This window comes from Sphaerospermopsis torques-reginae ITEP-024 (assembly GCF_019598945.1).
Classification (GTDB): Bacteria; Cyanobacteriota; Cyanobacteriia; order Cyanobacteriales; family Nostocaceae; genus Sphaerospermopsis.
In genome coordinates this window covers 2,470,137-2,497,082 of record NZ_CP080598.1, presented here as the reverse complement: position 1 = coordinate 2,497,082, position 26,946 = coordinate 2,470,137, and the positions used below count along the sequence as shown (strand labels likewise).

Sequence of the window (26,946 nt, the reverse complement as noted above, 5' to 3'; positions counted from 1 at the left end):
CCCACCCAAAACCTAAACCTCAAACCCCAAAACCCTCACCAAAAACCCCCACTTATCCGCCGCTTCCTCAATAATTTTCGCCGTCGGTTTACCCGCACCATGTCCCGCTTTCGTCTCAATTCTAATCAATACCGGCACATCCCCAACATGACATTCCTGCAAAGTTGCCGCAAACTTAAAACTATGGGCAGGAACAACCCGATCATCATGATCTGCGGTAGTAATTAAAGTAGCAGGATAAGCAGTACCAGGCTTTAAATTATGCAACGGAGAATAAGCATATAAAGTTTGAAACTCCTCCGCATTTTCCGAAGAACCATATTCAGCAACCCAAGCCCAACCAATGGTAAATTGATGGAAACGCAACATATCCATCACACCAACTGCGGGTAAAGCAGCAGCAAATAATTCTGGGCGTTGCGTCATACAAGCACCCACCAACAAACCGCCATTACTACCACCACCAATAGCTAATTTTTGGGGTTGGGTGTAATTATTACTAATTAACCATTCCGCAGCAGCAATAAAATCATCAAAAACATTTTGTTTTTTCTCTTTCATTCCTGCTTGATGCCATTCTTCTCCATATTCACCACCACCGCGCAAATTAGGTACTGCATAAACTCCCCCCATTTCCATCCATACCAACAAACTAACAGAAAAATTAGGTGTTAGTGAAACATTAAAACCACCATATCCATAGAGATAAGTGGGGTTATTTCCATCTAATTCTATACCCTTTTTATGGGTAATAAACATCGGTATTTGTGTACCGTCTTTACTTTGATAAAATACCTGTTTAATCTCATACTCATCAGGATTACAATCTACCTTTGGCTGGCGGAAAATTTCACTTTTACCTGTTTTCATATCATAGCGGTAGATAGTTCCTGGTGTGGTAAAGCTGGTAAAACTATAAAAAGTTTCCGCATCTTTCCGTTTACCACTAAAACCACCAACAGAACCAATTCCCCGTAATTCTACTTCTCTGATAAAATTACCTTGTAAGTCAAAGATTTTAATTTTGCTATAGGCATCTTGCAGATAATCAGCCACAAATTGATTATTTAAAATGCCCACATCATCTAATTTTTCTGTGGATTGGGTAATAATTTCTTTCCAATTTTCTGAAGCTGGATTTTTCGTATCAATGGCAATAACTCGACCTCTAGGGGCGTTTAAATCAGTGCGAAAATAAAATACAGCATCATCATGATCAATAAAGCTGTAATTTGCCTCAAATTGATTGATTAATTCAACTACTTCAGAATTTGGTTTAGTCAAATCTTTGTAAAAAACCAACTTTCTGGAATCAGTTCCCAACCAAACAGAAATTATCAAATATTTGCCATCTTCTGTTACATCACCACTAAAACCCCATTCTTTTTGATCAAGACGATGATAAATTAAAATGTCTTCTGATTGAGATGTACCAAGTTTATGGTAATAAAGTTTTTGATAATAATTAACATCTTCTAATTTAGTTTTTTCATTAGGTTGATCATAACGACTATAGAAAAAACCTTGATGATCATGTGTCCAAGATGCACTGGAAAATTTAATCCATTGTAGATGATCTGGTAAATCTTCACCTGTAGCAATATCTCTAACTTTCCATTCTTGCCAATCTGAACCAGAGCTAGATAAACCGTAAGCTAAAAGTTTACCATTTTCACTAATAGCAATTCCAGAAAGGGCAACTGTTCCATCTTCAGAAAGTTTATTAGGGTCTAGTAATACTCTCGGTTCTGCATCTAAACTAGGGAGAGTATAGAGAACACTTTGATTTTGTAGTCCATCATTTTTGAAATAAAAGTAGTTTTCACCTTCTTTGAAGGGAATACCATATTTTTCATAATCCCACAATTTTGTGAGACGTTGTTTAATTGTTTCTCTTGCTGGAATTTCGTTTAAATAGCTAAAAGTAACTTTGTTTTGTGCTGTCACCCAAGCTGTTGTGATTTCTGCATCTGGGTCTTCTAAGGAACGGTAAGGATCGGCAACTATAGTACCGTGATAATTATCTGTTTGGCTGCTTTTACTGATGGTGGGATAGGTAAGAGGTGATTGAGATTTTGACATAATTAAGAGTTGATTTTGAAAGTTTTTTTGTTGAGGAAAGAAACAGGGAATTGGGAATTGGGAATTGGTGATACAATTTTGGATTTTGGATTTTGGATTGTATTTCATCTCCAATCTAAAATCTAAAATCTTGTCCCAGTCACCAGTCACCAATCACCAGTCACCAATCACCAATCACCAATCACCAGTCACCACCTAAGCCGTTACTAACTTCTCACCTTTGAGCATCCGAGAAGCGGCTTCTAATAGTGCTTCTTCTAGATATGGTTTAGTAAAGTAACCACTAGCACCGAGTTGAACAGCCATTTGTTTGTGTTTGTCTGCACCTCTGGAAGTGAGCATAGCTATAGGTAGGTGATTAAGGCTACCGTCTTTTTGAATACGGGAGAGCAGTTCCAGACCGTCACAGCGGGGCATTTCAATGTCACAGAAGACGATATCGCAAGGTAAACCAGAACGCAGCTTATCCCATGCTTCTTGACCATCACGGGCTTGTTCAACACGATAACCAGCTTTGGTAAAAGTGAGAGACAGTAATTCCCGGACAGTAATAGAGTCATCGACAATTAACACTGTCGGATCAATCTTCACCTCTGGAGCGTTATCTACAGGAGAAGCCGTTTTCCGTTGCCAAGAGCCACCACCAATTTGTTTAGACATCTTACCTTGGAAGATGTCAATAATTTCTAAAACGTCGGCAATAGGCATAATGCGACCATCACCGATAACTGTAGCACCAGCAACACCACTGGGTTTAGGTGTAGGTCCTTCAAATTGCTTAATTACAATTTCCTGTTCGCTTAACACTTGGTCAATCTGGAGAGCGACCATTGTATTACCTGAGCGCAGGACGACGACAGAAATCGTGTCATCATCTCGCGTGTTGCTATAGACATTACCGCGAGCAATATGACGATTGAAAACCAAAATTTCCTGTAAAGTTCGGAAGGGTAGGACTGTTTCCCGCCACCAAATAAATGATTGTCCGTCAGCATCTTTCTGAACATCTGTAACGGGTATATCTATTGTGTCTTCCACACCATCCATTGGGAAGGCAATTCTTGACTTGTTGGAAATACAGCAGAGAGCTTTACAAATACTCAGGGTGAGTGGTAAGCGAATAGTAAAGGTAGTTCCTTTGCCTAGTACCGAATCAGTGGTGACAGTTCCCCGAATTTCGTGAATATCGTTTTGAACTACGTTCATACCCACGCCCCGGCCTTTAATATCATCAATTTCATCGGCGGTGCTGAAACTGGGCAGAAACAAAAGTTTATAAGCTTCTTGGCGAGACATGATTTTTGCTTCTTCTGGTGTAATCACACCTTTTTGCAGTGCCTTCTGTTTTACCTTTTCGTGATCAATACCGGCACCGTCATCACTGACAGCAATTACAGTTTGATTACCTTGGTGGAAAGCGCGGATCTTGATTGTTCCCACAGGTGATTTACCCGCAGCTGTGCGAACTTCTGGAGTTTCAATACCGTGAGAGATCGCATTATTGAGCATATGGGTGAGGGGGTCTGTCAGATGATCCAAAATCATCTTGTCAACTAATGTATCTGCCCCTTCTGTCATCAGTTCTACTTGTTTGCCATACTTGATGCCGTTATCCCGCACTCCTCGACGCAAGCGTTCAACAGCTTGAGCAAAAGGCACCATTCGCGCCTTGGTGATTCCTTCTTGTAGTTGGCTGGTGACTTGACGGAACTGTCGCGCTACTCGCTCGGTTTCTTCGGTAACAAAGTCAATGTCGCTGGCTGACTCCCGAACTCTCACAATGTATTCTATGGTTTCTTGAGCAAGTAAGTGAAATTCGGTAAACTCGTCCATTTCTTCCGAGGCAAAACCCCGATCATTGGAACTGTTGTCACCTTTTTCTCTGGCTCTGCGACTCTTCAATAGTGAAGCTTCCAAGAGCGATCGCTCGTATAACTCTTGCATCCTTGCGCCCACATCGGAAAGATGTTGAATTTGAATCAATAAGTTATCTAATGATTGTCGCAGACGCTCATGATCCTGTTCTAAGGTATTGCGATTAACCACCAACTCCCCAACTAAGTTACTCATTTCATCCAGTTGCTTGACTGGAATCTTCATACTTTCTTCTCGAACACGACGAGTAGCCGGACGTGGCACTTTGCTGGTGTTGGATTTTACATTTCTTCCGGTAGCGTTGATTGTTTGATCTACTTCTTTAAGTAATTCCTCCAAGTCTTTAAATTCATCAGGTATGTCTGAAGACGCAGCTATATTTTCAGCTTTTGTAGCCACAGGTTGACTCAGTTTTGGTGGCGTTTGTGGTATCTCTGCTACTGGAGCAATATCTGTACCCAGTAATGCTTCTAAAGCCGCAAAATCCGCGTCTGGAATGGAGTCTGGATTGGGTGTTTCTAATTTTTCCTCATCGAGTAATGCTTCTAACTCTGCAAATTCATCTACTGCATTTTCCGAAGTATTTGTGGCTGTGGTTTCTAATTCTGCCAGTTCATCTACTGCATTTTGTGAAGTATTGAATACTTCTAATTCTGCCAGTTCATCTACTGCATTTTCCGCTGTATTTGTGGCTGTACTTTCTAACTCTAATAGTTGAGAATTTGCTGCTTCTAGTGTTAGAGGTAGCGTTAGAGGGGGTTGATCAAAGACATCTGTTGTGATTTCTTCTTGTTCTAAACCCAATTCTGGTAAATCAATATCTAAGCAAAGATCAATGTCTATCCCCAGATTTTCACTTACATCCTGCTCTAATAGCTCTGGCTGTTTTTCCTCAATAAGATGGAAATCATTGATAGTTGTCTTTGTGGTTTCCTGGTGATCTTCAATTGACTGAATTACTGTGATCTTCTCCCAGGAAAGTGATACATCATCATTGCTATTGTCATCAAAACCAGCAAATATATCCAATTCTATATCCAATTCCAAATCAGCATTTGTCTGAGCAGATGGAACGGTAAATTCTGCTATCAAATTCATTGCTGCTGGTTGTTGAGAGAAGCTATCAATTTCCGGCAATAACACCTGATCATTATCTGCTGTGGGAGAAGTGGAATGAGAATTTGCTAAATCAGCAAATAAATCATCTCCACCTGATGTCAACCAGGAATCTCCTATCTCTTGTTGTTGGTTTTCAGTAAAATCAAAGTCTTCTAAATAAAAGTTGAGGTTAGATGAATGCTGACTATCAGCTACAGTTTGCCCAAAACCGGCAAATAAACTTTCTTCTAATTCCTTAGCCACATCCTGTTCTAATTCAGCAGCATTTAACTGTGCTGGTTCTGAATCCATTTCTGTCCAGAAGCTATTAAGATCATATTCAGGTGCAGATGGAGAACTAACCGTCAAGTCTTCAGTAATGTCAGGTAGGAATAATTCTAAATTGAAATCAATATCAGTAGTTGGCAGTTCGCTAGTTGGTGGAGTTTTAGCAGTGATGGTTTGATTTTGCAGTTCTGAATTTTCTTCTAAAAAGGTTTCGTCGAATAGTATAAAGTCTTCTGCAAGATTATTGACAGGACTTTGTATTTCTTCACTGCTGATATTATTATCCAATGACAGTAACTCAGCTAAATCGTGATCACTATCTTCAACCTGAGTATCACCAGTTCCTAATTGATTGATGGTAGTGTCTGGTATTTGTTCTTGTTCCCATGTTTCAAAATCAGGAGACTCGCCTTGAAATAAATCTTCTAGGGTATTTAACTCAGCAATGCCTACTTCTAGTCCATTTAAGTTAGTAATATCACCACTGAAGTTGAGTATTTCTTCGTCGTTTTCCGTGAACAAGGAATTGAGACTAAAAGCATTTACATCTGTGTCATCCCTAGCGATTTCTGGCAAGCTATCAAAGTCTTGAATGCTTGTATCTACCGCTATGTCAAATTCTTCTATTGGTGCAACAATTGTGCTGTTATCGAGTACATTATCTGTATGTACTTCTTGTATTTCTAGTGTATCGTTAGCATCTGTGATTGGCTGTGGTTGTTCCTCTGCCCAATTTAGTTCTAACAATTCCAGTTCTGGAATTAGCTCCAGTGCTTCTAATTCTTGACTAATGGTTATTTCTGCTTCTTTACCTTGAATAACTAATTCTTGAGCTTGTTTGATTTCGGTAATAATAATTTTGGCTAAAGTGAGATAACTATTATCAGGATTGGCGATCGCATTATTGGCAGATTGACACAATTTAGACCAATTCGGCAAATTAAATTTTTCACCAAGTTTCAATAATTGCTGACAGCATGACTGTAAATTTTCCCTAGATGAAGGTGTGCTACTTTGTTTAAAAAGTTGCAGCATTTCCCGCAGGGATTGTAGGACGTGACTTTGAAAATCTGACCAATTATTTTGGCTGGCTACTGGCGGTTTTTGGGTACTTACTGGAGGTACAACATCCTGTTTTGGTGGTGGTGTCGGTACAGATCCAACTCCTGATTGTAAAAGTTTTTCTAGATGCTGATTTAGTTCTGCAAACAGCGGTTCAGTTGCGGTCATCAAAGTATTTGCAGTTTCCTCTGACAAACCAAAGGGACTACCCAAATTATCCAACAAAGCTTTTAAAGTATCAGACACACTCAGAAACAAAGACTCTAGTTTTTGGTCAACGTCAACTCGTTGCTCTTTAAGAACTTTAAAACTATCTTCCAGCCTGTGAGACGTATGCTGAATACTACTCAATCCCAGCATAGCCGCCCCTCCTTTAATGGAGTGAGCAGCGCGGAAGACTTCGTTGATCATTTCTGGATCATTAAGGGTTTCTTGTAGGTTCAGTAACCCCTGTTCAATCGTGTTTAGGTGGTCTCTGGCTTCTTCGATGAAGTAACCCAATATCCGTTGTTGTTGTTCGGGCTGCATAAACAAGGATGAAGAATAAAGGATGAACGATTAATGAGAAGGAGTCAGAAGTCGTAGGGGCGAAGCATTCCGAAAATAGCCTTGGACGAAAATTGATCATTGATCGCCCGAATGCTTCGCCCGTACAGGAGTCAGAAGTCAGGAGTCTTATTTATTCTGTAGTTTGGATTCTGAATTCTGAGGATGAATACAGGATGAAGGCTGAATTTCAGATTTTAGATTTGGGATTTGGGATTTGGGATTTGGGATCTTGGATGAAAAAATCTCAAATCCAAAATTAAACTCTTCCTTTACCTAGATTCAATAGTTTCCACTCGGAAGCGTTCCACAGAAGCGATCAAGTCGCGGGATACTCCCACCAAGTGTTGTAATGCTCCTGAAACTCGTTGTGCTTCTTGGGAAGTTTCCTGGGCTGTGAGTTCCACTGATTGCATCACCTGAGCCACAGCCAGAGAAGTTTCCGTCTGTTCTACGGTATCAGCTGTAATTGAGCGCACCAGACTGTCGATATGACCAGCTACTTCGATAATGTCTTCTAGCGATCGCTTGGCTTCTTCTGCCAGTTTTGTCCCTTTAATTACCTGTTGTGTCCCTTCTTCCATCGCTGTCATTACAGAGCCTGTATCGCTCTGGATTTGCATGACGATTTGTTCAATTTCTTTCAACGACTTGGCGGATTTGTCTGCTAACTGCCGCACTTCATCGGCAACAATCGCAAACCCCCGTCCTGCTTCTCCGGCTCTGGCAGCCTCAATACTGGCGTTAAGTGCTAATAAATTGGTTCTAGAAGCAATCTGGGAAACCAAGGCAACGATAGAGTTAATTTCTTGTGAAGATTCCGCTAATCGTTTCACTTTTCGCGTAGTTTCTGCCACTGTTTCCCGAATTTCCAAAATCCCCGCTACGGTATTTTCTACCGCCTCTCCCCCCTTCAAGGCGATCACACTGGCATCACGGGCTACAACTTCTGCTGTTTTGGCGGACTCTGCTACCCGTTTAATAGATTCGGTCATGACCTGTACGGAATTAAGGGTGACAGCCAACTCTTCTGCTTGCCGCAAAGCATCCCCTGATAAAGCTCTAGCAAAGGTTTCTGAGTTGGTTGAGCCTTTGGTTACTTCCCTCGCAGCCAATTTCACTTGTTGCACAATATCCCGCAGGTTTTGAATTGTCAGGTTAAAGGCATCAGCTACTGCTCCCAAGACATCTGCTGTCACCTCGGCTTGAACTGTCAAATCTCCTCTTGCTGCTCCTTCCACATCGTCTAAGAGGCGAATCACTTGACGTTGCAGGTTTTCTTTGGCTTCTTCTTGTTCTACCGCTTTCCGTTGGGCTTCTTTGGTGGTCATGAAAATTACCCGTGCCATATCATTAAAGCTGGTAGCTAGATACCCTAGTTCATCTTCTGAGTAGACGGTAGCCTGAACATTGAGATTCCCTTCTCGTACAGCATCAAACTGAGCTTGCAAATCTTTGGTTGTGCGTCGAATTTGCTTGAGTGTAAGATTTCCCATGAAACCTGCGGTCATGCCCCCTGCCAGTCCTGCGGCTAAAGGCATTGCCCAGCCTGTATTTCGCACTGACTCCCGTTGGTCCGGTGGAGAAAATGTGGTAGCTCCAAAACTGACCAAAGCTGCTACTACTGCGGATGTCAAACCCACTGTACCAGCGATATACCATTGCTTTTTATCTAAAGAGGCATTTTCAAAAAATCCGAATAGACCCTGTTCAACACTGACATTGGGTTCTAGTTTAGAAACTTCTGCTTGGATAAAGACAGGAACTGCTTCTTGCACTCCTGTAATTGTGAATAGTTCTTCATCTCGGTCAACAACATCATCATCAACTGAATTAATGGAGAACTCTTTATAAAAGCTACTGTTAGTATTACTAGACCTCTCTCTTATTTCTGAAGACGCACTCATTTCTCGGTACTCAGGTTCTTCTGTGAGGTCAAAGCTGGGAATACTGCCTAAATCATCAAATTCGTCAAAATCCCCTAAAAATTCAATATTGTTTGGGGAATTTCCTCCCCGCACAACCGGATTATAGTCTTCATCAGTAGTAAAGCTTTCTGAACCAAAGGCAGACTCAAATGCCTCTAAATCGAACTGATCATCATCAAGTTCATCTGCATGATATTTTCTATCCAAATTTACACCTTGCTCATCATCGGCAAAATTGTTGTTCAAAGATGATGAAATTTGGGTATTTGTGTCAGGTTCAGGTTCAAATTCTTCTGATTTTTTTTCTATCAAATGATCTGGGCGTTTCCAAAATGTATTTGCACTACTGTCTTGCAAATCATTTTTAGTTAAATAATTATTGATTTCATGTTCGGCAATGACTACATTATTAATATCTTCCTGACTATTGTTGGCAACTTTCAAATTCTCCATTTTCATATCTTCAAAGTCTGGTGAATCTTGTTCCCTCATTAATGGCGCATTTTCCCAATTATTGTCAGTTGATAAATTAATTTCTCCCAAAAATGGTGAATTAATCTGATCTTCAATGGTTAGTGAAGTTTCCTGTTCCAAATTAGCATCCCAGTCAGTTAAATAATTATTTTCTGCTGATGCTCCAATATTGTCTTCAGATGAAATACCTTCTTGCCAAAAAGGAGGTAACTCTAAATCTTTTGATGCTTCAGCATCATTGCTGGTTGCTCCTAACTCTGAAAATGGTTGATCTAAAGTTAGTGGCAACTCCCAATTTTCTAATACTTCCGCATCATTGCTGGTTGCTTCTAACTCTGAAAATGGTTGATCCAATGCAAAAGGATCATTACTGAAATTTATTGAGTTATCCGGTAGCTCGTCAAAATTAATACTATCTAAATCACTTGTAAAAGGATTACTCAAAGATATATCTTCAAGATAGTCTTGAGATGCTTCATAGTCACCAAACGATTTCAAATCAAAGTTGGCGTTATCCAAGTCTCTCATAACTCCTAAATCTAGTAAATCTGCTTCATCCATTACCAGACCATTAGAATCTACAGAATTTCTCTGTTGATTAGACTCGACGGTGGATTCATCTTCACCAAAGGCTTCAAAGTATTGTTTAATACTTTCTAGGTAGTTAGTTGCAGAACCTAAAATTTCTTGATCATCTGTCAAATGGAACACCTGCTCATATTCTGCTTGGGCAATGTCGAACTGCTGCAAAACATAGTAAATGTGACCCCGCAACAGATGAGAATTGGGTTCATCTGGTGAACTATGCACCGCTTGGTCTATTAAAGTAGCGGCTAATTCATAATTTCCTTCTGTATAGGCTGTTAGTGCCTGCTGATATTTTGAATTACGATCATCTATATTTGCTGCCATATCCTCCCTCCCGACTTCAACCTGCCCACCTAGCACTCCGCAAAATTGCTGTTTGATCAATTAACCTTAGATACTTATTGTTTTCAGTATCTATCCATTCTCCCCGGAGAAAAGGAGCCATCGTATCTGGTACATTATTGGCTGGCATGAGATACTGTACATCAAGCCAACCCATACCACATATTTGTTCCACTCCTAAGCCTACTATTGTGTCTTGATCTTCAATAGCAATTACTGATATCTCAGACCTATCCGTGTTTAATGGAGTTGCATCTCCCAGAAATTGACCTAAATCTGCTACCCAAATTAATCGACCTCGTAAATTTAGAGTACCCAAAAGCAGTGGAGAAGCATTAGGAATCGGGGTGATCCGATCAGGACTGAGTTCGATGACTTCCCTGATCCCAGTTGCCGGTAATGCAAACTCCTGTTGTGAAGGAATATAAAATCTTAAATGTAACTCGCCTTTTGGGTCTATGGCTTGTGCCACGCCAAGGCTATCAGGACTTTCTAGTTGTAATTCTGGGCTAAATTGGTCTTGACCGCTGCCACTTAAAAAGTCTGGTTTGCTGACCATGTTGTTATCATCCTTATCCTCGCAGCAATTGTTTGACTGTTCCTACCAACTCGGTTGGTTGAAACGGTTTGGCTATATAAGCGTCTGCTCCTTGTCTCATTCCCCAGTAGCGATCAAATTCTTCTCCTTTGGAAGAACACATGACTACGGGGACATTTTGGGTTTTGGGATCGGATTTTAACCGCCGACAAAGTTCGTAACCGTTCATGCCGGGCATGACAATATCCAAAACTACTAAATCGGGAGGTGTGCTTTGAATGGCTTCTAAAGCTTCTACTCCGTCTCCCGCATGGGTGACAGTTAAGCCACTAGCTTTGAGGATATCTGTGATCATCTCCCTTTGGGCGATGCTGTCTTCGACAATCAGAACTGTACTCATAAATACCTATCTACCTCCTATGTCAGACTTTCGGTTCTGGAATGTTCTCCAATTCTCTTACCAGCTAATAATTGTATAAATTAAGTCTAATATTTAACTAATTTACAAAGTCATTTTACTGGAGTTAGCTGATTCTGTGATCACATTTTTTACCCTATCTTTGAGCCAATCCACAAGTCTTGTCTTAGGTTTATATTCCCACACTGGGATCTAAGTTGATATATTTTTCTACAAGCATAAGTAATTCCGTATCTGCAAATGGTTTTGTCAAATAATCTGTAGCTCCAACCATTCTCGCTCTGACACGATCAATAAATCCTTCTTTGCCAGTGAGCATGATAATTGGTACAAATCGAAATGCTGTGGAATGTCTGAGCATGGCGCAAATTTCGTATCCATCCAGTTCCGGCATAGCTATCTATGTCGCATAAAATTAAATTGGGTTTGAGTTGAAAAACCAGGCTGAGGGCTTCTAAAGGTTTAGTGATGGAAATTGCTTCATATCCTTGTGGTTTTAAGATTGACTCTACAGTTTCACAAATGGCGATCGCATCTGCAATACATACTATCCGTCCTTTTCCTTTATGGTTGTCTATTTTCTCCCAATTTGGTATTTGATCACCCGGCACTGAAGAAACTGAATATACTAATTGTAGCCTCCCCTGTTGTACGTAGGGATATATTGCCTTGGCAAGAGTTAAAATATCACGATTCAGATAACGAGCCAATTGGCGTATAGATGTTTTACCATCTGCCCAATGTTGTAACTTATTCACTGTAGATACTGGTAGTACCGCTTCGCGGAAGTCAAAAGTCAAAAGTCAAAAGTCAAAAATAATATGGAGTAAGCTTTTTAGCGATTTAGAATGGTTGGTTTATTTACGCCGTGTTGTAGTAGTGATTCTGTCAATTTAGCTAGATCAGCCAGCATTGGTAACTGTTCCGGCGATTGAATATTATGTGGATATAACTGTTTCCATTCTTGCATGCCATAAATAGTTTTATCTGTCTTGTGCTGCTAAACTGAGGTTAAACAAGACAAACTAACAGAATAATCTCAGGTATATACCAAAACACAGACGTAAAGTACATCAAAAGGACTAGAGGTGTGCTGTATTTAGCAGAAGTACAAAAACAAAGAGCTAGTTTACTGAGTGGCGGTGCTAAAACTGAACTCAAACTACTAGCTTGTCAACGTAGTGACCAGAATTGGAGTAATCTCTCAGAGGAAACAATTGTGGCTGAGGAAGCCAGCAAATTGAATGATGGCGCACTTGTATTGGTCGAACTGAGTCCGAATCGTCAAGTACAGCGGATTCAGCAAGCCAGTCGTCCGCTAGTAAACATTTTGCAAAGTTTTTCCCGTCAAGTGGAAAAATTTAAGCTGAAGGAAGATGAAATTGACCAGTGGAAGCAGTCACTCATGTTTCAAGTCCAAGAGCTAAATCGCCGAGAAATGGACATGGAAGCGCGGTGGGAACAACTGCAAAATCTAGAACAAGAGGTACAACGCTTAGAAAAAAACAAGCAGGAAGTTGAAAAATCCCGCGAGCAAATTGACAGGTTGCGGGCAGAAGTTGAACGCAATCGTCAGGAACTCGAAGGTGCTTGGGAGCATTTACGGGGAGAACAACGTCGTCTTGATGAAATTAAAACAGATTCTCACCAGGGGACTGTTTTCAATGAGGATCAAAGCCGACAAATTGCTGATTTATTCAATCGCTTATCTCATGGTGTTGGTTCTACGGGAATATTGCGGGAAAATCTGAATTTGGCTTTGGAACTTGTAGAAAAGCAACAAGCAACTCTCAACCCACATTGGCAACAACTAGAGTCGCAACGCCATTTGGCTCAACAACAACAAGGGGAAGTTGAACAACTCTGCCAAACTTTGAGCGATCGCCAATCTGAACTCCAACAAAGTCAAAATTATTTGCAGGAACAAATAACTCAGTTACAACTGACTAAAACACAACTGAACAGTAAACAAGATTTTCTGGCCATACTCAAAGAACAATTGTCAAATCAAGAATATTTATACCAACAAACCCAGGCTTTTTTAACAATGACTGGGAATATGGTTTTGGAAAGTCAAGTTGATGTAGAAGCTTTGCGGCATCTCCCTCTGGAAGAACTGCAAAAAATTGTACACGATTTACAAAACAAACTAGCAATAGATTCTAGTTTCGTTCAAGACCAGGAACAAGAATTAAATTACAAGGAACAAGCTATACAAGAAATAGAGAAAAAGATCCGCCACGCATCTGGAGATGAACTCAGAAATTTAGCATCAGAACTCGCTGAAGAACAAGACCTCTATCAGATGCTAAATAAAAGTTTAAAACCACAACGCCATAATTTACGAAAACAGGAGCAAATTTTTAAACAACATCAAGCTATTTTACTGCAACGACAAGGACAGTCTGTTCCCCATTCCACTGGTGATAATGCAATTAATTTAGAGTCAATTCTTGCCCAAATTGACACCCAACGACAACAACAATCCCAAGCACTGCAAAAGCTAGAAAGTGAGATTCAGCAACTGAGTGCTGATATTGAAAGCAAACAAGGGGAAATAGAACATCAAACCCATGAGTTAGAGTCTCAGCGTCAAGAAATTAAATCACTGGAAGCACAATTACTGAATTTGCAAACTACAACTGCTGAATGTTGGGGTAAGGTCAATCTTTATAAAGAAGCTTTACAACCTATTCAAGATTGTTTGGATGGTTTGCGGTATCAGTTGCAAGCTGTTTCTGAATCTTTAAATCATGTTCAAGAAAGTGGTGATTCTCAACTTCAGATTATTACTCAAATGCGTCAGACTATTACAAGTTTGATTCCTCAATTGGATTTGTTAGCGTCTTAGAAAGGATGATGATGAAAATCTCACTCATCCTTACTTCTTGATGATACATATCCACTCACCTTGTACTTGAGCGATCGCTCCACCGGGAAAAGGATCAGTTTGAGAACGGTTGGGTGCTGTAATTAAAACTGTGATTTTTTCAATGTGTTCAAAGTTGGGCGCATCAGGTAATATTTCCTGTAAGACCTGACGCATCACCCGACGTTGCAAAGCTAGGGGTTGTTTTTTTAAAAGATGACGATTAAGTTGTAAATCGCCTTTCTCACCCTTTGCTGAGGCTTCTAAGCGCAATTGACGGGCTGTTTGTTCTAGATATTCTACCTCCGCTTGTAGTAGTTCTGCTGTTTGTGCTAGGTGAGATTCTACTTGGGGGTTGAAATTTTGCTTGAGATATGGTAAGAGTTCGTTACGTATGCGATTACGGGCATATTGTAAATTTTGATTTGTGGAATCTTCCCAAATGGGCAAATTAAAATCCTGACAAAACTGCTCAGTTTGGTGGCGAGTAACTTCTAAAAGTGGACGTACTAAGGTAATGTTGTCAGTAAGTGGACGTTGCCAAGTTAAAGCTTGTAAACCGTCAGCACCAGTACCGCGCATGAGGTTGTAGAGTAAAGTTTCCGCGCGATCGCTGGCTGTATGTCCAGTAATGATATATTGATAATTATAAGTTTGGGCAATATTCGTTAAAACCTGATAACGCCAATTTCTAGCTGTAGCTTCACTATTAACAAGATTTATAGCTGTTTCTAAATAAAAAGGTAGATTCCAAGTTTGTGCTAAATTTTGTACATGATCAGCATTAGCTTGAGAGTCAGCACGCCAACGATGATCACAATGGGCTATAGCTAGATTCCATCCCCATTTAGGTTGTAAATCTAATAATAATTTAATTAAGCATAAAGAATCTTGACCACCGGAAACTGCGACTAATAGATTTTGGTGACGCTCAAATAAATGACGAGCGCGGATAGTACGATGTATTTGGGCGTGGAGAGGAGTCCATAAGCTCATTTTTCTGTTGCTGCTAGTGCTTTATTTTACTTGACAGGGATAGATTTAAAGTTTTTGTTAGACACTGTAACAAGAACTACAGTACCCAGGCGATCGCCTGAATCGTAATCAAACTTAATTTCACCATTTTCACCTTGAGCAGTAAACTCCCTACTCCCCAATACTTGCTGTAAACCCTGACGAGTTTGTTTTTGCTGCAAACCAGCAATAATAGCTTGTGTTGCATCATAAGCCATCCCTGTCCGCCAGTTAACCGGACCACCCCAAAAAGATTGCATATTTTGGGCAAAAGACGGATTTAAATCAGGATGCCAGGGAGCGACTAGCACTAAACCTTCAACCTGTCCTTGTAATATTTCTTTAGTATATAGAGTTGGTTCGCCAAATAAAACTAATCTACCATTATTGACATTCGCTAAATTAATTGCTGTGTTTAATTGATTAATTTCGGGGTCGATAAACAACCCATTTGCACCCAGATTAATCGCTTGACTTACTGCTGTCACAGCATTGAAATTAGAACTGGATAAATTGCAGTCTATTTCAATTGTTTTCCCACCTTCATTGTTGACAGATTTCCTAAAATCTACTGTAAAAGATTTACTACTAGGATCATCATGAGCATAACAAACAGCTATTGGATTTTTGTTAATAGTTTTAACTGCATATTTGGCTAAAGTTTTTGTCATCTCTCGATTAGTAAATACAGACCGAAAAATGAATTTATTATAATTAGAGAGATTATCACTTGTGCTAGTAGGTGAAACCATCACTAATTGGTCGTTATAAAAGGGTGCTGCTGCCAGTGAAGCTTTACTTGTATTATGTCCTATAACAGCAAGTATTGTAGCATCTTTAACTAATTCTTCAGCTACTTTTTTCACCACCCCTGAATCATTGTCATCATTGATAATTTCTACCAGTAATTTTCGGTTATTAATCCCGGTTTCGTTAATTTTATATTGAGCATAAGCGACTCCCCGGAGGATTTCTTGAGCAATAGGCGGTTGGTTGCCGATGGGTACACTAACGGCTATTTTGAGAGGATTTGATCCGACTTGAACATTATGCAAATAAATAATATTTTCTGGATCATTAGGAAATATATTTTTGGCTTCTGCAAATAGCTTTTTTGCTTCCTCACAATTTCCCTGGGCAAAAGCTTGAGTCCCGGCTTGCTTTTTTTTCACAGATAGTTGAATTTTTTTATTTCTATTCATATCTGTATGATCAGGAATGAGAAATTGTTCTCCAATAAGAGTTTTATTTCCTAAACTAATTCTGTTGTTCAGATCAGTATTTTTGATAATTAGTTGAGGACATGAACTAAGATTCTGTCCACGAGAATTAGTTATAACATTCTCTTGCAGCGTAATATGAGACTCCATTTCAGAAGGATTAAAAATTAAGTATATAGAAGTAGGAACAATAATTAATAATCCTAAAGCAACAACCAAAGATGTTAGTTTTTTACCAAAACTTCTGTTAATTTTTCTGATCAATCTTTTTAAGCTCATAAGTTTAATTATAATAAATATTTAATCAAAGGTAAAAAGAGAAACCCACCAATCACACAGACGACAACCAAGAAAAACACTTTCCAGCCTAGCGTTAATACATTTACCATAGCTAGTAAAGTCAAGAAAACTAGATTGAGAGCAAAACTTAAAAAAACAATTGGTACAGGAAATAAAGTTGGCTTATTATCTGCTTCAATTTCTTTGATTTCCTGCAAAATTTCTTGCGTATTTCTTGGTCTGTCTCGTGGTTGATGCTCTATTAAATCATCAATTAAATCTTTAAATTCTTCAGAAATTTCTGGAGCTTCATCTCGCCATAATAACTTTGAAGTTCTTGGATCTAGTTGCAAGTTTCCATTTCCAGGATAAATTCCAGTTAGTAAATGAACAAAAGTACGACCCAAAGAAAAAAAATCAGATTGATAAGTTACCCCTATGCCATTTTCTTGTTCTGGTGAACAATAACCAGGAGTGCCAATTTGTGGTAAATCAAGGAAAATCTGAAATTTTTGATGGTAATTTAGCATTAAATTCAACCACAAAATTCACGAAAAAACAACCCCTAAAAATTGCCATAAATGATTATTATTATGGACATCAACGAGATTTTGAAATTTGGATGCCTGGAGCGGTAATAAAAAATACTCACAATAGTTTAATGACGATAAATACAACCACCAGAACAGTCTATATGATCTTTCACAAAGACATACCTGTCGATATTTATTCTTGGAGTTCAAAAGACATTCGAGAAGTCCTACAAACTGCTCTGCGACAAAATCTTGATATCAGGGGTAAGGTTGTAAAAAGCACAAATATGGTAATTAAAGGATATCCAGGAATTGATTTATTGATCCAACATTCTGATGGTACTCAAGGACAATATCAAGGATATGTAGTCAGACGAAGACTTTATTTATTGGGAGCTAGAACTGCGTATGAATTAACTACAGAAACAACTAATTTTTTTGATTCTTTTAGAGTTTATCCTAGTCGGATTGTTCATTCTAGGTAGGGTGGTTAATACAGTTGTTTAAGTTTTGTAACCGTTTGTATAAAATCTTCCTTTCTTCCTTTGCGCCTTTGCGTCTTTGCGTGAGATTAAAAAATGTGGTTCATTTACCTGAAAATTGCTGTAAAATTTGTAGATTATTTGTCTAAATTGCCAAGTCTCTTAATTTTTCTTTGTATCTTTGCGCCTCTGCGTCTTTGCGTGAGATAAAAAAAGATTCCCCCTCTCAACAGAAAGGAGGAATTAATGATCAAAACATCAAAAGCTGAAAGCTGACTGCTGACTGCTGACAGCTAAAACTAGAAAAACCAACCGTAAGAATGTAAACCTTTACCCAAAAGATTCACACCCAAATAACAAATCCAAACTACAACAAAACCACCTGCGGCTAAAATTGCCGGTTTTCTACCTTGCCAACCGCGAGTAATTCTCGCATGAAGATAAGCAGCAAAAACTAACCAAGTAATTAAAGCCCAAGTTTCTTTTGGGTCCCAACTCCAATAAGAACCCCAAGCTTCATTAGCCCAAACTCCACCAGCAATAATACCAATTGTGAGTAGGGGAAAACCCAAACCAATCACGCGATAACTAATATTATCTAGGGTTTCTGCTAGGGTAAGACGTTGAGGAGAAAGAATTTCCGCAGTTGAAATAGGCGCAGTTTTCACCACATCTAAAACAGCAGTACCATTACCGTTGTTATTACTTTCCAACCGGGAAAAACGATTATTTTCCGATGCAGGAGTTAGGGTTTCTGTGACTAATTCTTCAGCCTTGATGAGTTTGTAACCATTGGTGCGATAACCACCATTGCCAAAAGAACTTCCTTGTAATTGAATGTTTTGGCCGCGAGTGACAATTAAAAAAGCGATCGCCAACAAAGAACCTACCATCAAAGCCGAATAACTCAACATCATCACACTGACGTGCATCATCAACCAATTCGACTTTAAAGCCGGTACTAAAGGTTCAGAAACCTGCATTTCTGAAGGTAAGGTTAAAGTAGCAAAAGCTGTAATTCCCATCGCTACAGGAGCAGTTACAACCCCCACTAACCTGCTACGACTTGTATTTTCAGCAATGAGATGGACAGCAGTAATTCCCCAAGTGAGGAAAAATAGAGACTCATAAAGATTGCTGAGAGGAAAATAACCAGCTTCAATCCATCTTGCCCCTAAAAGAGTAGCAATACACAAATTAGCGATCGCCATTCCAGCCGTCCCCAAAGCCGCAGTCACCGATAAACTCGGAAAAGCCGCCCCCACCCAATACACCAGCATAGTGCAGAACAAAACAGCAAAGGAGGCATTATCCAGCCAGTTCTGGAGTACAACCAGATTCATAAACACTTCTCTCCAGTAAATCAGTGATCAGTTCCAGTTAGAAAATCAATTTAACTCAAATACTGATACTTTTTGCTTACAGCATTCCGACTATCCTGATCCTATCTAGTTTTGGTGATAGTTGACAGTTGATAGTTGACAGTTGATTGGGAAAAATAAAATTGATTACCCAGTCCCCAGTCCCTACTTACCCTTTTTCAACTCCAGAAAAATGTCATATTGCTGACTACGATTATCTTTGACAGCAGTTGTCATCCCAACAGTGCGTATTGCTGCTAGTAATGCTTGTTGGTTGGGAGATACAGTATTGAAAGTAAAACTTTTAACCGCCCGTTCCATATCTAAGAAAAATTGTCCTTTGGGTGGATTAAGTTCAGAGGGAACTGTTTGTTGAAAAGGCAGAGTGCTGGCTAGTGTGTTGTTGGGTTTAGGAACAATTGTATCGCTGACAGGAGCGCCCAAAACGAAGAAAAGCACATCCTGATCTAACCAACCATGAGTAGCAGTCAAAGTCCCAAAAGGTGAAATCCAGTTCACAACAGGTTTACCCGCCACAGTACCAGGCTCGACTTGAAACTGATATTGATTTTTCACCACTTCATCGAGATTTTGTAAAGCAGTTTCCGCAGATTGGCGTAAATTTCCCTGAGCATCACTAGCCTTAATCATAAACACTAAACCAGCCCGAAAATTATCAGGTGCTGCATCTTTTGGCGTATTAGGAATTACAGCAACTGAAAATTCCCCTTTCATCCAACTGAGTAAATCTTTTTCTAAATCCAAATTTGTCAAAGATTTTACACTCTGTCGCAGTTTTTCCGGCTTGATAGGTGACAAAGGATTTCCTTTAGAAGTAGAAACATAGTCTGTCCACAAACGCTGTAAGTTACTGCCAGACAACATCATTAAAGTTTCGCTGGGAAGGCGATTTTGCATACTGCCGGCTTTATTTTCTACCGCCAGCACGCGCTTACTATTGGGGTTTAACCAAGAAACACCCTTTAACCTAACTCCTTGTGCTTCTAAGGTAATAGTTCCCGCCACACCTTGGTTATTTTGAAGTTGCGTCAGTACCTGAGCAGGTAAACGTCGATTAGGAGCCGCTGCTGCTATTTTGGCAGCTATTGGTACATTGATATAAAATTGAGCAAAAGGTTTATAATTGCTTGTTTTTGAGAAGTTTCTGGCAAAGCCTTCTAATGTTGCTAAAGAAGCTTGATTTTTATAGGCATCAATTGTTCTTTCTGTGGTTTTAGCATTATCTGTAATCACGACAAATTGCTGATCTATTAATGCAGCCGAAAGCTTTTGTCCAGCTTGTCCTTGGGTTTGTTTAATCGTGATGCCTTGATAAGTGCGCTCAATCCATTTGCCTTGTTTCAATGATTTAGGTTGTGCCAAAATACTTTTGGCAGTTTCGGGATTTTTGATTGGTAAAACCATCACCATTGACTGTTCATAAATCTCAGCATCCGTCGCTACTTGTTTAGATGTTTTATTCTCTAATGAAGGAGCTAAAACAGCGATAGTTACTTCATCCCCTACCCAGGGTTGAATATCTTTCTCGAAGTTATAACCATTATTAGTTAACAAGCGTTGTTGCAACTTGATTAAATTTTTATCCAGTGCTTTTTGAGTTTCTGGTGTCCCAAACTCCCTTAATTTTTTCCATTGTTGAGTATCCGTTGTTAAGGAAACTGCAAACAAAGCATCTTGAGGAATAATATTTGCACCTACTGGCAAATTTCTAGATAATGGTTGTCCTTGGGTGAAAAACCAATATACAGCACTTCCAGCACCAATTAATAACCCAGCAGTTGATAGGGTTAGGACTAAAGACGGTTTCTTTTTTTTCTTGATCACACTAGACACAATAGGTAGTCCCATTGCAATTTATACCTATAAATAATTGAGAGCAAATTACTGATTTGACGTTTTCAATCAAACAAAGTTCATTTAATCTCGCTCAGATTCCCCACTGCTTGAAGAATTAGGGAATCTTGTTGTTAACGAGAAGAAAAACAGTAAGTTATTGTTGATAGATATTTTATTTAACTTGTTTTGTCAAATTCCCAATGGAATCTTGTTGAAATTAATTTGCATCTTGAGTGAGATGTCATTCCAATACGGTGGGATAGTTATATCCTGACTACAAATCATTGGTTCTCAGTTAGTTGTTTTATCCTAATTTAATCTTCACTACCACTCAACTGTGTCTGACCTAAATATTTAGTTAAATAAGGCGAAAAAACTTCATAAATTAAGGTGAGTGGTTGTCCATGATGCCAAAACAAATAATGGCGACCCCAAAATGGTCCAGCTTGCTCAAATCCTAACTCTAAGGCTTCTGAGTAACCACAATAAATTCCGCGAATATCTCTATACAATTCTGTACGGATACGGGCTAAACTTGCCCAAATTGGTAAAGAACGATTTTGCAAAAATTCATCTACATGACTCGCTTCCCACCAAGAAGTCGCATAACCCAATCTTTTACCGGAAGCAGTCCGCAGCCATACCTGACGGCGCAATCTCGGACCTGGTACGGCTTCAATTAAGCTAGGCGCATTATCTGAGTTGATGCCAATTAAAGACATATCAATCACATCTACTTCTGTGGGTTCACAAGTCAGTAATTGTAAATGTCTGGTTGGAGAACCATCACCTAAAAGTAGTAATTGCCAAGCAGGTGCTAACTGAGTATGAGGTAAACCTTTTTGAATTTCCTCTCCTTCACCTTGCCAAATAGGTTTTAAACGATGCCAAGCGGTTGGCAGTGTAGTGGTTGTGGGCGTAACTATAGTAGTCAATTTTATTTACAAAACTTCACCTATCTCTATAAAAGCACAATCAGAGAATTATGTCAGTTGCGTAAATCCCGCTTCCAGCAGATACAATATGGAAAAAAGACTTAATTCAGTACGATATTTTATGATTAACCTAGAAAATATTCACCCACTCACAGACTTCAAACGCAACGTCAAACAGTTTATCGAACACATCAAAGCTACAAAATCTCCTCTCGTTCTCACTGTTAACGGTAAAGCAGAAATTGTCATTCAAGATGTGGCTAGTTTTCAACAAACTCAAGAACGTTTACAGCTTGCAGAGTCGGAATTGCAAAAGCTAAATTTTGAAGCATTGCAACGCGATGTATCTTTAGGTGCGGAACAGTTAAAAAATGGAGAATACAGCGAATATAACGATGAGTCTTTACCCACTTTGCTGGAAAAGATTAAAGCAAGGGGACAGGATCAGCTAGGTAAATAAAGAGTTACATGAATAGCTACAGACTTTCCCAACTAGCTGAACAAGATTTAGAAGATATATGGGTTTATATTGCCCAAAATAATCAAATCGCAGCAGATACAGAAATCGCTAAAATTCTCAATTGCTTCCCAAAGTTAGCTAAATTTCCTGGCATGGGTAGAAGCAGGGATGATTTGTTGCCAGAACTCAGAAGCTTTCCTGTTAAACCGTACATCGTATTTTACACAAAAATTGATGATGGGATTGACCCCGCAAGCTATATAATAATGATTATCATTTTAAAAAAGCAGTAATTTTAAGGTTGTATGCTGTCTGCAAATTCAAATACTGATCAGTCATTAAATTTGGTTCAACGTCCTCGTCGTTTGCGACGGACCGAAACCCTACGGAAGATGGTCAGGGAAACCATACTCACAGTAGATGACCTGATCTATCCCATGTTTGTGATGACTGGGGAAGGACAAAAAGTAGAAATTCCTTCCATGCCGGAATGTTATCGTTATTCTGTGGATCTGCTGTTAAAAGAAGTTGCCGAAGTGTCACAATTGGGAATTAAGGCGATCGCCCTGTTCCCAGTTATCCCAGAAAACCAAAAAGACGACACAGGTACAGAAAGCTGCAACCCAGCAGGTTTAGTACAAAAAACCGTCAAAGCTATCAAAAACGCCGTTCCCGACATCATCGTTATTACCGATGTCGCCCTTGATCCCTTCACCACACACGGTCATGATGGTTTAGTAGATGAAAACGGGGTTATTTTAAACGACCCCACCGTGGAAGTATTGGTAAAAATGGCACTTTCCCAAGCTCAAGCCGGTGCTGATTTTGTTGCTCCTTCTGACATGATGGATGGTAGAGTTGGGGCAATTCGTCAAGCTTTAGACGCTGAAGGTTATATCAATGTCGGTATTTTGGCATACTCGGCAAAATACGCATCAGCCTATTATGGACCATTCCGAGATGCTTTAGATTCCGCGCCGAAATTTGGCGATAAAAAAACCTATCAAATGGATGCGGGGAATAGCAAAGAAGCTTTAAAAGAAGTGGAATTAGATATTGCTGAAGGTGCAGATATCGTCATGGTTAAACCTGCCCTAGCTTATCTCGATATCATCCATCAAGTCAAAATCAATACTAATTTACCAGTTGCAGCATACAACGTTAGCGGCGAGTACGCAATGATCAAAGCCGCAGCCGCTAATGGTTGGATAGATGAGAAAAAGGTGATTTTAGAAACCTTAACCAGCATGAAACGGGCTGGTGCAGATTTAATTTTAACTTACTTCGCTAAAGAAGTGGCTTTGATGTTGATGTAACTCAGGTGACAGTTAATTATTTAGGACTTACGCAAAAACCTCTCAAACTCTTCTTTCTCTGTGTTCTCTGTGTTCTCTGTGCCTCTGTGGTTCGTTATTCCGTAACTTCTGCGTAAGTCCTAGACTAATAACCAATATCTAATAACTAATGATGAAAATAGACTTAGCAATAATCGGTGCTGGACCTCATGCACTAACTTTAGTTGCCCATCTCTTGCAAAAACGCCAATCTATTAAAAGTAAATTCGCTGTATTTGATCCTAGTGGTACATGGTTGAGTCGCTGGAAACAGCAATTTGCAGCTTTGGAAATTCCCCATTTGCGATCGCCCGCAGTGCATCATCCCCACCCTAACCCCTTCGCTTTAAGGAAATTTGCTGAATCTCGTTCTCTGGAACTTTTTCCCCCCTACGACTTACCCGGCACTCAACTATTTGCGGATTTTTGCCAGGATGTCATCACTGAACGAAAGTTACAGGATCAGGTCATTCCTGTAGCTGTAACCAGCATTAAACCCCTTTCAGATCATTTGCGTCCTCAATTTCAATTAGGGCTGTCAGATGGAAAAACCCTAACTGCACGCAGGGTAGTGTTAGCAACTGGTAGTGGTAAAATCAACATCCCTGATTGGGTCAATCAAATTAAAACAGTGTATCCTCAAGATAGACTCAGCCATTCTCACACTGTAGATTTACGGAAATATCACAGTTTAGCAGGTCAAAGAGTCTTAATTGTCGGTGGTGGTTTAACCAGTGGACATTTAGCCGTAGGTGCAATTTCTCGTGGTGCAAAAGTTCACTTAATGATGCGCCGACAATTATCAGAAAAGCTATTTGACGCTGCACCCGGTTGGTTAGGACCAAAATATCTCAAAGGATTTTTTGAGCAAAATTGGCAACAACGCTGGAAACTCATTCAAGAAGCTAGAAATGGTGGTTCTATCACACCAGCGATCGCTACCCAACTTCGTAAAGAAAAGCATCGTGGTAATATTATCATTGATGAAAACTGTCAAATAGTCAAAGCAGAATGGTTAAGTAATAACTGGCAAGTAGAATGTGATAACGGTAATATTTACAACTTTGATTATATTTGGTTAGCCACAGGTACTAAATTTGATGTCACCACAGAACCCTTACTACAGGACATTTTAGCCACCTATCCCACCCAAATAGTTAACGGTTTACCGGTTTTAGATACTTATCTGCGTTGGCCTGGTTGTGAATTATTTATCATGGGTGGTTTAGCAGCATTGCAAGTAGGACCCACAGCTAGAAACCTATCCGGTGCAAGAATGGCCTGTGAAAAAATCGTTCCGGCCATAGTTAAACCCAGTGTAGCTTTTTCAGCTAGTATTACGGAAATTAAAGCCAGCTAATATAATTTTGGATTTTAGATTTTGGATTTTGGATTGGAAGAAACTCAATATAATCCAAAATTCTGCCTCCTTACTGTATTGTCCCAAAAAATAAACGTAACATTCAGACCTTTTTGCGCTAGACTGATAACGATTCTCATTTTTTTGCTATGGTCAGTTCATTAACCCAGTCCCAAGACAGCTTAAACGAGCAAGATAGCGACAAACTTACACGCATTCGCCATACAAGCGCCCATATCATGGCAATGGCGGTACAAAAGTTATTTCCAGGAACTAAAGTAGCAATTGGACCTGTCACAGAAACAGGATTTTACTACGATTTTGATTGTCCAGTCAGCATCACTACCGATGACTTGGCAAAAATTGAAGTAGAGATGAGACGGATAATAAAAGCTAATTTACCTATTATCCGCGAAGAAGTAGAAAGAGCAGAAATTCGCGCCGAAATTACCGAATTAAACGAACCTTACAAATTAGAAATCTTAGAACGCATTCCCGCGTCAGAAATTATCACCCGTTACTTTATTGGTACTCCTGAAATTGCCAACTCAGAACCTTCATTGTTTGTCACAGATATTAAACCTGCCAATAATTATTGGTGGGACTTGTGTGCAGGACCCCACATTAACTTTACCAGTGAAATTGATGCTAATGCCTTTAAATTATTAAATGTTGCCGGTGCTTATTGGCAAGGAGATGAAACCAAACAGCAACTACAAAGAATTTATGGTACAGCTTGGACAACAAAAGTTGAACTAGAAACTTACCTACAACAAAGAGAAGAAGCACTGCGTCGAGATCATCGAAAATTAGGTCAAGAACTTAATCTATTTAGTATTCAAGAAGAAGCTGGAGGGGGCTTAGTATTTTGGCATCCTAAAGGTGCAATTATTCGCTACATCATTGAAGATTATTGGCGCAAAGCTCATCTAGAATCTGGTTATCAACTATTATATACACCTCATGTAGCCAATCTCGATTTATGGAAAACATCGGGTCATTTTGACTTCTATCAAGAGAATATGTTTGACTCGATGGATGTAGAAAATCAGGCTTATCAAATTAAGCCCATGAATTGCCCTTTTCATGTTCTGACTTACAAACATCAACTTCATTCCTATCGAGAATTACCATTAAGATGGGCAGAATTAGGAACAGTATACCGCTATGAACGCTCTGGAGCATTACATGGTTTAATGCGAGTCAGAGGCTTTACTCAAGATGATGCTCATATTTTTTGTTTACCCGAACAAATTGCCGAGGAAATTTTAGGAGTTTTAAACCTCACTGAGAAGATTTTATCAGACTTTGGCTTTAAACAATATGAAGTCAATCTTTCCACCCGTCCAGATAAATCAGTCGGCAATGATGATGTTTGGGACTTAGCAACCACAGCACTAGAACAAGCTTTAAATGCTAAAGGTTGGAATTATAGTATAGACGAAGGAGGCGGAGCTTTTTATGGACCAAAGATAGACATTAAAATTAAAGATGCGATCGGTCGTTTATGGCAATGTTCCACAATTCAGGTAGATTTTAATTTACCCCAAAGATTCGAGATGGAATATATAGCATCCGATGGTAGTCGTCAACAACCCATCATGATTCATCGGGCTATTTTTGGTTCTTTAGAACGCTTTTTTGGCATTTTAATCGAGAATTACGCAGGTGATTTTCCCCTATGGTTAGCACCTGTACAACTGCGGCTTTTACCTGTAAGTGATGATTGTCGAGAATATGCAACATCCGTAGTAAATGATTTACAAAAAAGCGGATTTAGAGTAGAAGTAGATAGCAGTGGGGAGCGTTTAGGTAAACAGATTCGCACAGCAGAACTAGAAAAAATTCCTGTTGTTGCTGTAGTTGGTAAGAAGGAAGTAGAAAACAAAACTTTGAGTGTCAGAAGTAGAAAATCGGGAGATTTAGGGGTTTTGAATTTAGCTGAACTTGTCAAGTATTTACAAAACAGCTTAAATTTGACAGGCGGTTAATTTTTTTGATTA

At 39.4% G+C, this 26,946-nt stretch carries 18 protein-coding genes and 1 pseudogene; 7 read left to right on the top strand and 12 right to left on the bottom strand.

The features are described from left to right. Positions 1–12 precede the first annotated feature (12 nt). From K2F26_RS11695 to K2F26_RS11670, 6 genes and pseudogenes are all read right to left on the bottom strand, one after another. Positions 13–2,082 carry a prolyl oligopeptidase family serine peptidase gene (locus K2F26_RS11695; protein ID WP_220611614.1) on the bottom strand — a complete coding sequence of 690 codons (2,070 nt, stop codon included), beginning with the start codon at positions 2,080–2,082 and terminating at the stop codon, positions 13–15. 195 nt (positions 2,083–2,277) lie between these two features. After that, positions 2,278–6,933 carry a hybrid sensor histidine kinase/response regulator gene (locus K2F26_RS11690; protein ID WP_220611613.1) on the bottom strand — a complete coding sequence of 1,552 codons (4,656 nt, stop codon included), beginning with the start codon at positions 6,931–6,933 and terminating at the stop codon, positions 2,278–2,280. Positions 6,934–7,223: 290 nt separating this feature from the next. Then, complete coding sequence (locus K2F26_RS11685) at positions 7,224–10,265, bottom strand: methyl-accepting chemotaxis protein (RefSeq protein ID WP_220611612.1); 3,042 nt, start codon at positions 10,263–10,265, stop codon at positions 7,224–7,226. Between the two features lie 16 nt (positions 10,266–10,281). Beyond that, complete coding sequence (locus K2F26_RS11680; protein ID WP_220611611.1) at positions 10,282–10,842, bottom strand: chemotaxis protein CheW; 561 nt, start codon at positions 10,840–10,842, stop codon at positions 10,282–10,284. 13 nt (positions 10,843–10,855) lie between these two features. Beyond that, positions 10,856–11,221: a response regulator transcription factor gene (locus K2F26_RS11675; RefSeq protein WP_220611610.1), complete on the bottom strand. Its 366-nt coding sequence runs from the start codon at positions 11,219–11,221 to the stop codon at positions 10,856–10,858. A gap of 190 nt (positions 11,222–11,411) precedes the next feature. Beyond that, a pseudogene (locus K2F26_RS11670) lies at positions 11,412–12,209 on the bottom strand (response regulator); the annotation flags it as partial. 120 nt (positions 12,210–12,329) lie between these two features. Between K2F26_RS11670 and hmpF the strand changes: the two are divergent. Further along, a complete protein-coding gene (gene hmpF, locus K2F26_RS11665) occupies positions 12,330–14,090 on the top strand; it encodes a pilus motility taxis protein HmpF (RefSeq protein ID WP_220611609.1) in 1,761 nt (586 codons plus the stop codon). A gap of 30 nt (positions 14,091–14,120) precedes the next feature. On the opposite strand, the gene tilS is transcribed toward hmpF, so the two are convergent. Genes tilS through K2F26_RS11650 form a run of 3 tightly spaced genes read right to left on the bottom strand, consistent with a single transcriptional unit; the run spans position 14,121 to position 17,151 of the window. Further along, positions 14,121–15,104 carry a tRNA lysidine(34) synthetase TilS gene (gene tilS / locus K2F26_RS11660; protein WP_220611608.1) on the bottom strand — a complete coding sequence of 328 codons (984 nt, stop codon included), beginning with the start codon at positions 15,102–15,104 and terminating at the stop codon, positions 14,121–14,123. 26 nt (positions 15,105–15,130) lie between these two features. After that, positions 15,131–16,621 carry an ABC transporter substrate-binding protein gene (locus tag K2F26_RS11655; protein ID WP_220611607.1) on the bottom strand — a complete coding sequence of 497 codons (1,491 nt, stop codon included), beginning with the start codon at positions 16,619–16,621 and terminating at the stop codon, positions 15,131–15,133. A gap of 8 nt (positions 16,622–16,629) precedes the next feature. Next, the gene (locus K2F26_RS11650; protein ID WP_220611606.1) at positions 16,630–17,151 is read right to left on the bottom strand and encodes a protein kinase domain-containing protein; all 522 of its coding nucleotides are present in this window, start codon (positions 17,149–17,151) and stop codon (positions 16,630–16,632) included. A gap of 131 nt (positions 17,152–17,282) precedes the next feature. Here K2F26_RS11650 and K2F26_RS11645 point away from each other — a divergent pair, with 131 nt between their 5' ends. Next, positions 17,283–17,639 (top strand): hypothetical protein, encoded by a 357-nt coding sequence (locus tag K2F26_RS11645; protein ID WP_220611605.1) that lies wholly within the window; start codon positions 17,283–17,285, stop codon positions 17,637–17,639. A 296-nt stretch (positions 17,640–17,935) separates the two neighbouring features. Here K2F26_RS11645 and ccsB read toward each other — a convergent pair whose 3' ends face one another. The 3 genes from ccsB to K2F26_RS11630 all read right to left on the bottom strand — a co-directional run bounded on the left by ccsB (position 17,936) and on the right by K2F26_RS11630 (position 21,789). Beyond that, positions 17,936–18,979 (bottom strand): c-type cytochrome biogenesis protein CcsB, encoded by a 1,044-nt coding sequence (gene ccsB / locus K2F26_RS11640; protein WP_220611604.1) that lies wholly within the window; start codon positions 18,977–18,979, stop codon positions 17,936–17,938. A gap of 183 nt (positions 18,980–19,162) precedes the next feature. Continuing rightward, positions 19,163–20,866: a DUF3352 domain-containing protein gene (locus K2F26_RS11635; protein WP_220611603.1), complete on the bottom strand. Its 1,704-nt coding sequence runs from the start codon at positions 20,864–20,866 to the stop codon at positions 19,163–19,165. A 302-nt stretch (positions 20,867–21,168) separates the two neighbouring features. Next, positions 21,169–21,789, bottom strand: coding sequence for a chorismate lyase (locus K2F26_RS11630; protein WP_220611602.1), 621 nt, complete (start codon positions 21,787–21,789; stop codon positions 21,169–21,171). Positions 21,790–21,910: 121 nt separating this feature from the next. Between K2F26_RS11630 and K2F26_RS11625 the strand changes: the two genes are divergently transcribed. From K2F26_RS11625 to thrS, 5 genes are all read left to right on the top strand, one after another. After that, complete coding sequence (locus K2F26_RS11625; protein ID WP_220611601.1) at positions 21,911–22,249, top strand: type II toxin-antitoxin system Phd/YefM family antitoxin; 339 nt, start codon at positions 21,911–21,913, stop codon at positions 22,247–22,249. 8 nt (positions 22,250–22,257) lie between these two features. Beyond that, complete coding sequence (locus tag K2F26_RS11620) at positions 22,258–22,542, top strand: type II toxin-antitoxin system RelE/ParE family toxin (protein WP_220611600.1); 285 nt, start codon at positions 22,258–22,260, stop codon at positions 22,540–22,542. A gap of 12 nt (positions 22,543–22,554) precedes the next feature. Then, positions 22,555–23,565 (top strand): porphobilinogen synthase, encoded by a 1,011-nt coding sequence (gene hemB, locus K2F26_RS11615; protein WP_220611599.1) that lies wholly within the window; start codon positions 22,555–22,557, stop codon positions 23,563–23,565. A 148-nt stretch (positions 23,566–23,713) separates the two neighbouring features. After that, positions 23,714–24,943, top strand: a complete 1,230-nt coding sequence (locus K2F26_RS11610; RefSeq protein WP_220611598.1) for an FAD/NAD(P)-binding protein — start codon at positions 23,714–23,716, stop codon at positions 24,941–24,943. Positions 24,944–25,092: 149 nt separating this feature from the next. After that, positions 25,093–26,934, top strand: a complete 1,842-nt coding sequence (thrS, locus tag K2F26_RS11605) for a threonine--tRNA ligase (RefSeq protein WP_220611597.1) — start codon at positions 25,093–25,095, stop codon at positions 26,932–26,934. Positions 26,935–26,946 lie beyond the last annotated feature (12 nt).

Excerpts from the sequence above, each read along its gene's own strand:
- K2F26_RS11695 (WP_220611614.1), bottom strand. The coding sequence starts at position 2,082 with ATGTCAAAATCTCAATCACCTCTTACCTATCCCACCATCAGTAAAAGC.
- K2F26_RS11690 (WP_220611613.1), bottom strand. The coding sequence starts at position 6,933 with ATGCAGCCCGAACAACAACAACGGATATTGGGTTACTTCATCGAAGAA.
- K2F26_RS11685 (WP_220611612.1), bottom strand. The coding sequence starts at position 10,265 with ATGGCAGCAAATATAGATGATCGTAATTCAAAATATCAGCAGGCACTA.
- K2F26_RS11680 (WP_220611611.1), bottom strand. The coding sequence starts at position 10,842 with ATGGTCAGCAAACCAGACTTTTTAAGTGGCAGCGGTCAAGACCAATTT.
- K2F26_RS11675 (WP_220611610.1), bottom strand. The coding sequence starts at position 11,221 with ATGAGTACAGTTCTGATTGTCGAAGACAGCATCGCCCAAAGGGAGATG.
- tilS (WP_220611608.1), bottom strand. The coding sequence starts at position 15,104 with ATGAGCTTATGGACTCCTCTCCACGCCCAAATACATCGTACTATCCGC.
- K2F26_RS11655 (WP_220611607.1), bottom strand. The coding sequence starts at position 16,621 with ATGAGCTTAAAAAGATTGATCAGAAAAATTAACAGAAGTTTTGGTAAA.
- K2F26_RS11650 (WP_220611606.1), bottom strand. The coding sequence starts at position 17,151 with ATGCTAAATTACCATCAAAAATTTCAGATTTTCCTTGATTTACCACAA.
- K2F26_RS11645 (WP_220611605.1), top strand. The coding sequence starts at position 17,283 with ATGACGATAAATACAACCACCAGAACAGTCTATATGATCTTTCACAAA.
- ccsB (WP_220611604.1), bottom strand. The coding sequence starts at position 18,979 with ATGAATCTGGTTGTACTCCAGAACTGGCTGGATAATGCCTCCTTTGCT.
- K2F26_RS11635 (WP_220611603.1), bottom strand. The coding sequence starts at position 20,866 with ATGGGACTACCTATTGTGTCTAGTGTGATCAAGAAAAAAAAGAAACCG.
- K2F26_RS11625 (WP_220611601.1), top strand. The coding sequence starts at position 21,911 with ATGATTAACCTAGAAAATATTCACCCACTCACAGACTTCAAACGCAAC.
- K2F26_RS11620 (WP_220611600.1), top strand. The coding sequence starts at position 22,258 with ATGAATAGCTACAGACTTTCCCAACTAGCTGAACAAGATTTAGAAGAT.
- hemB (WP_220611599.1), top strand. The coding sequence starts at position 22,555 with ATGCTGTCTGCAAATTCAAATACTGATCAGTCATTAAATTTGGTTCAA.
- K2F26_RS11610 (WP_220611598.1), top strand. The coding sequence starts at position 23,714 with ATGATGAAAATAGACTTAGCAATAATCGGTGCTGGACCTCATGCACTA.
- thrS (WP_220611597.1), top strand. The coding sequence starts at position 25,093 with ATGGTCAGTTCATTAACCCAGTCCCAAGACAGCTTAAACGAGCAAGAT.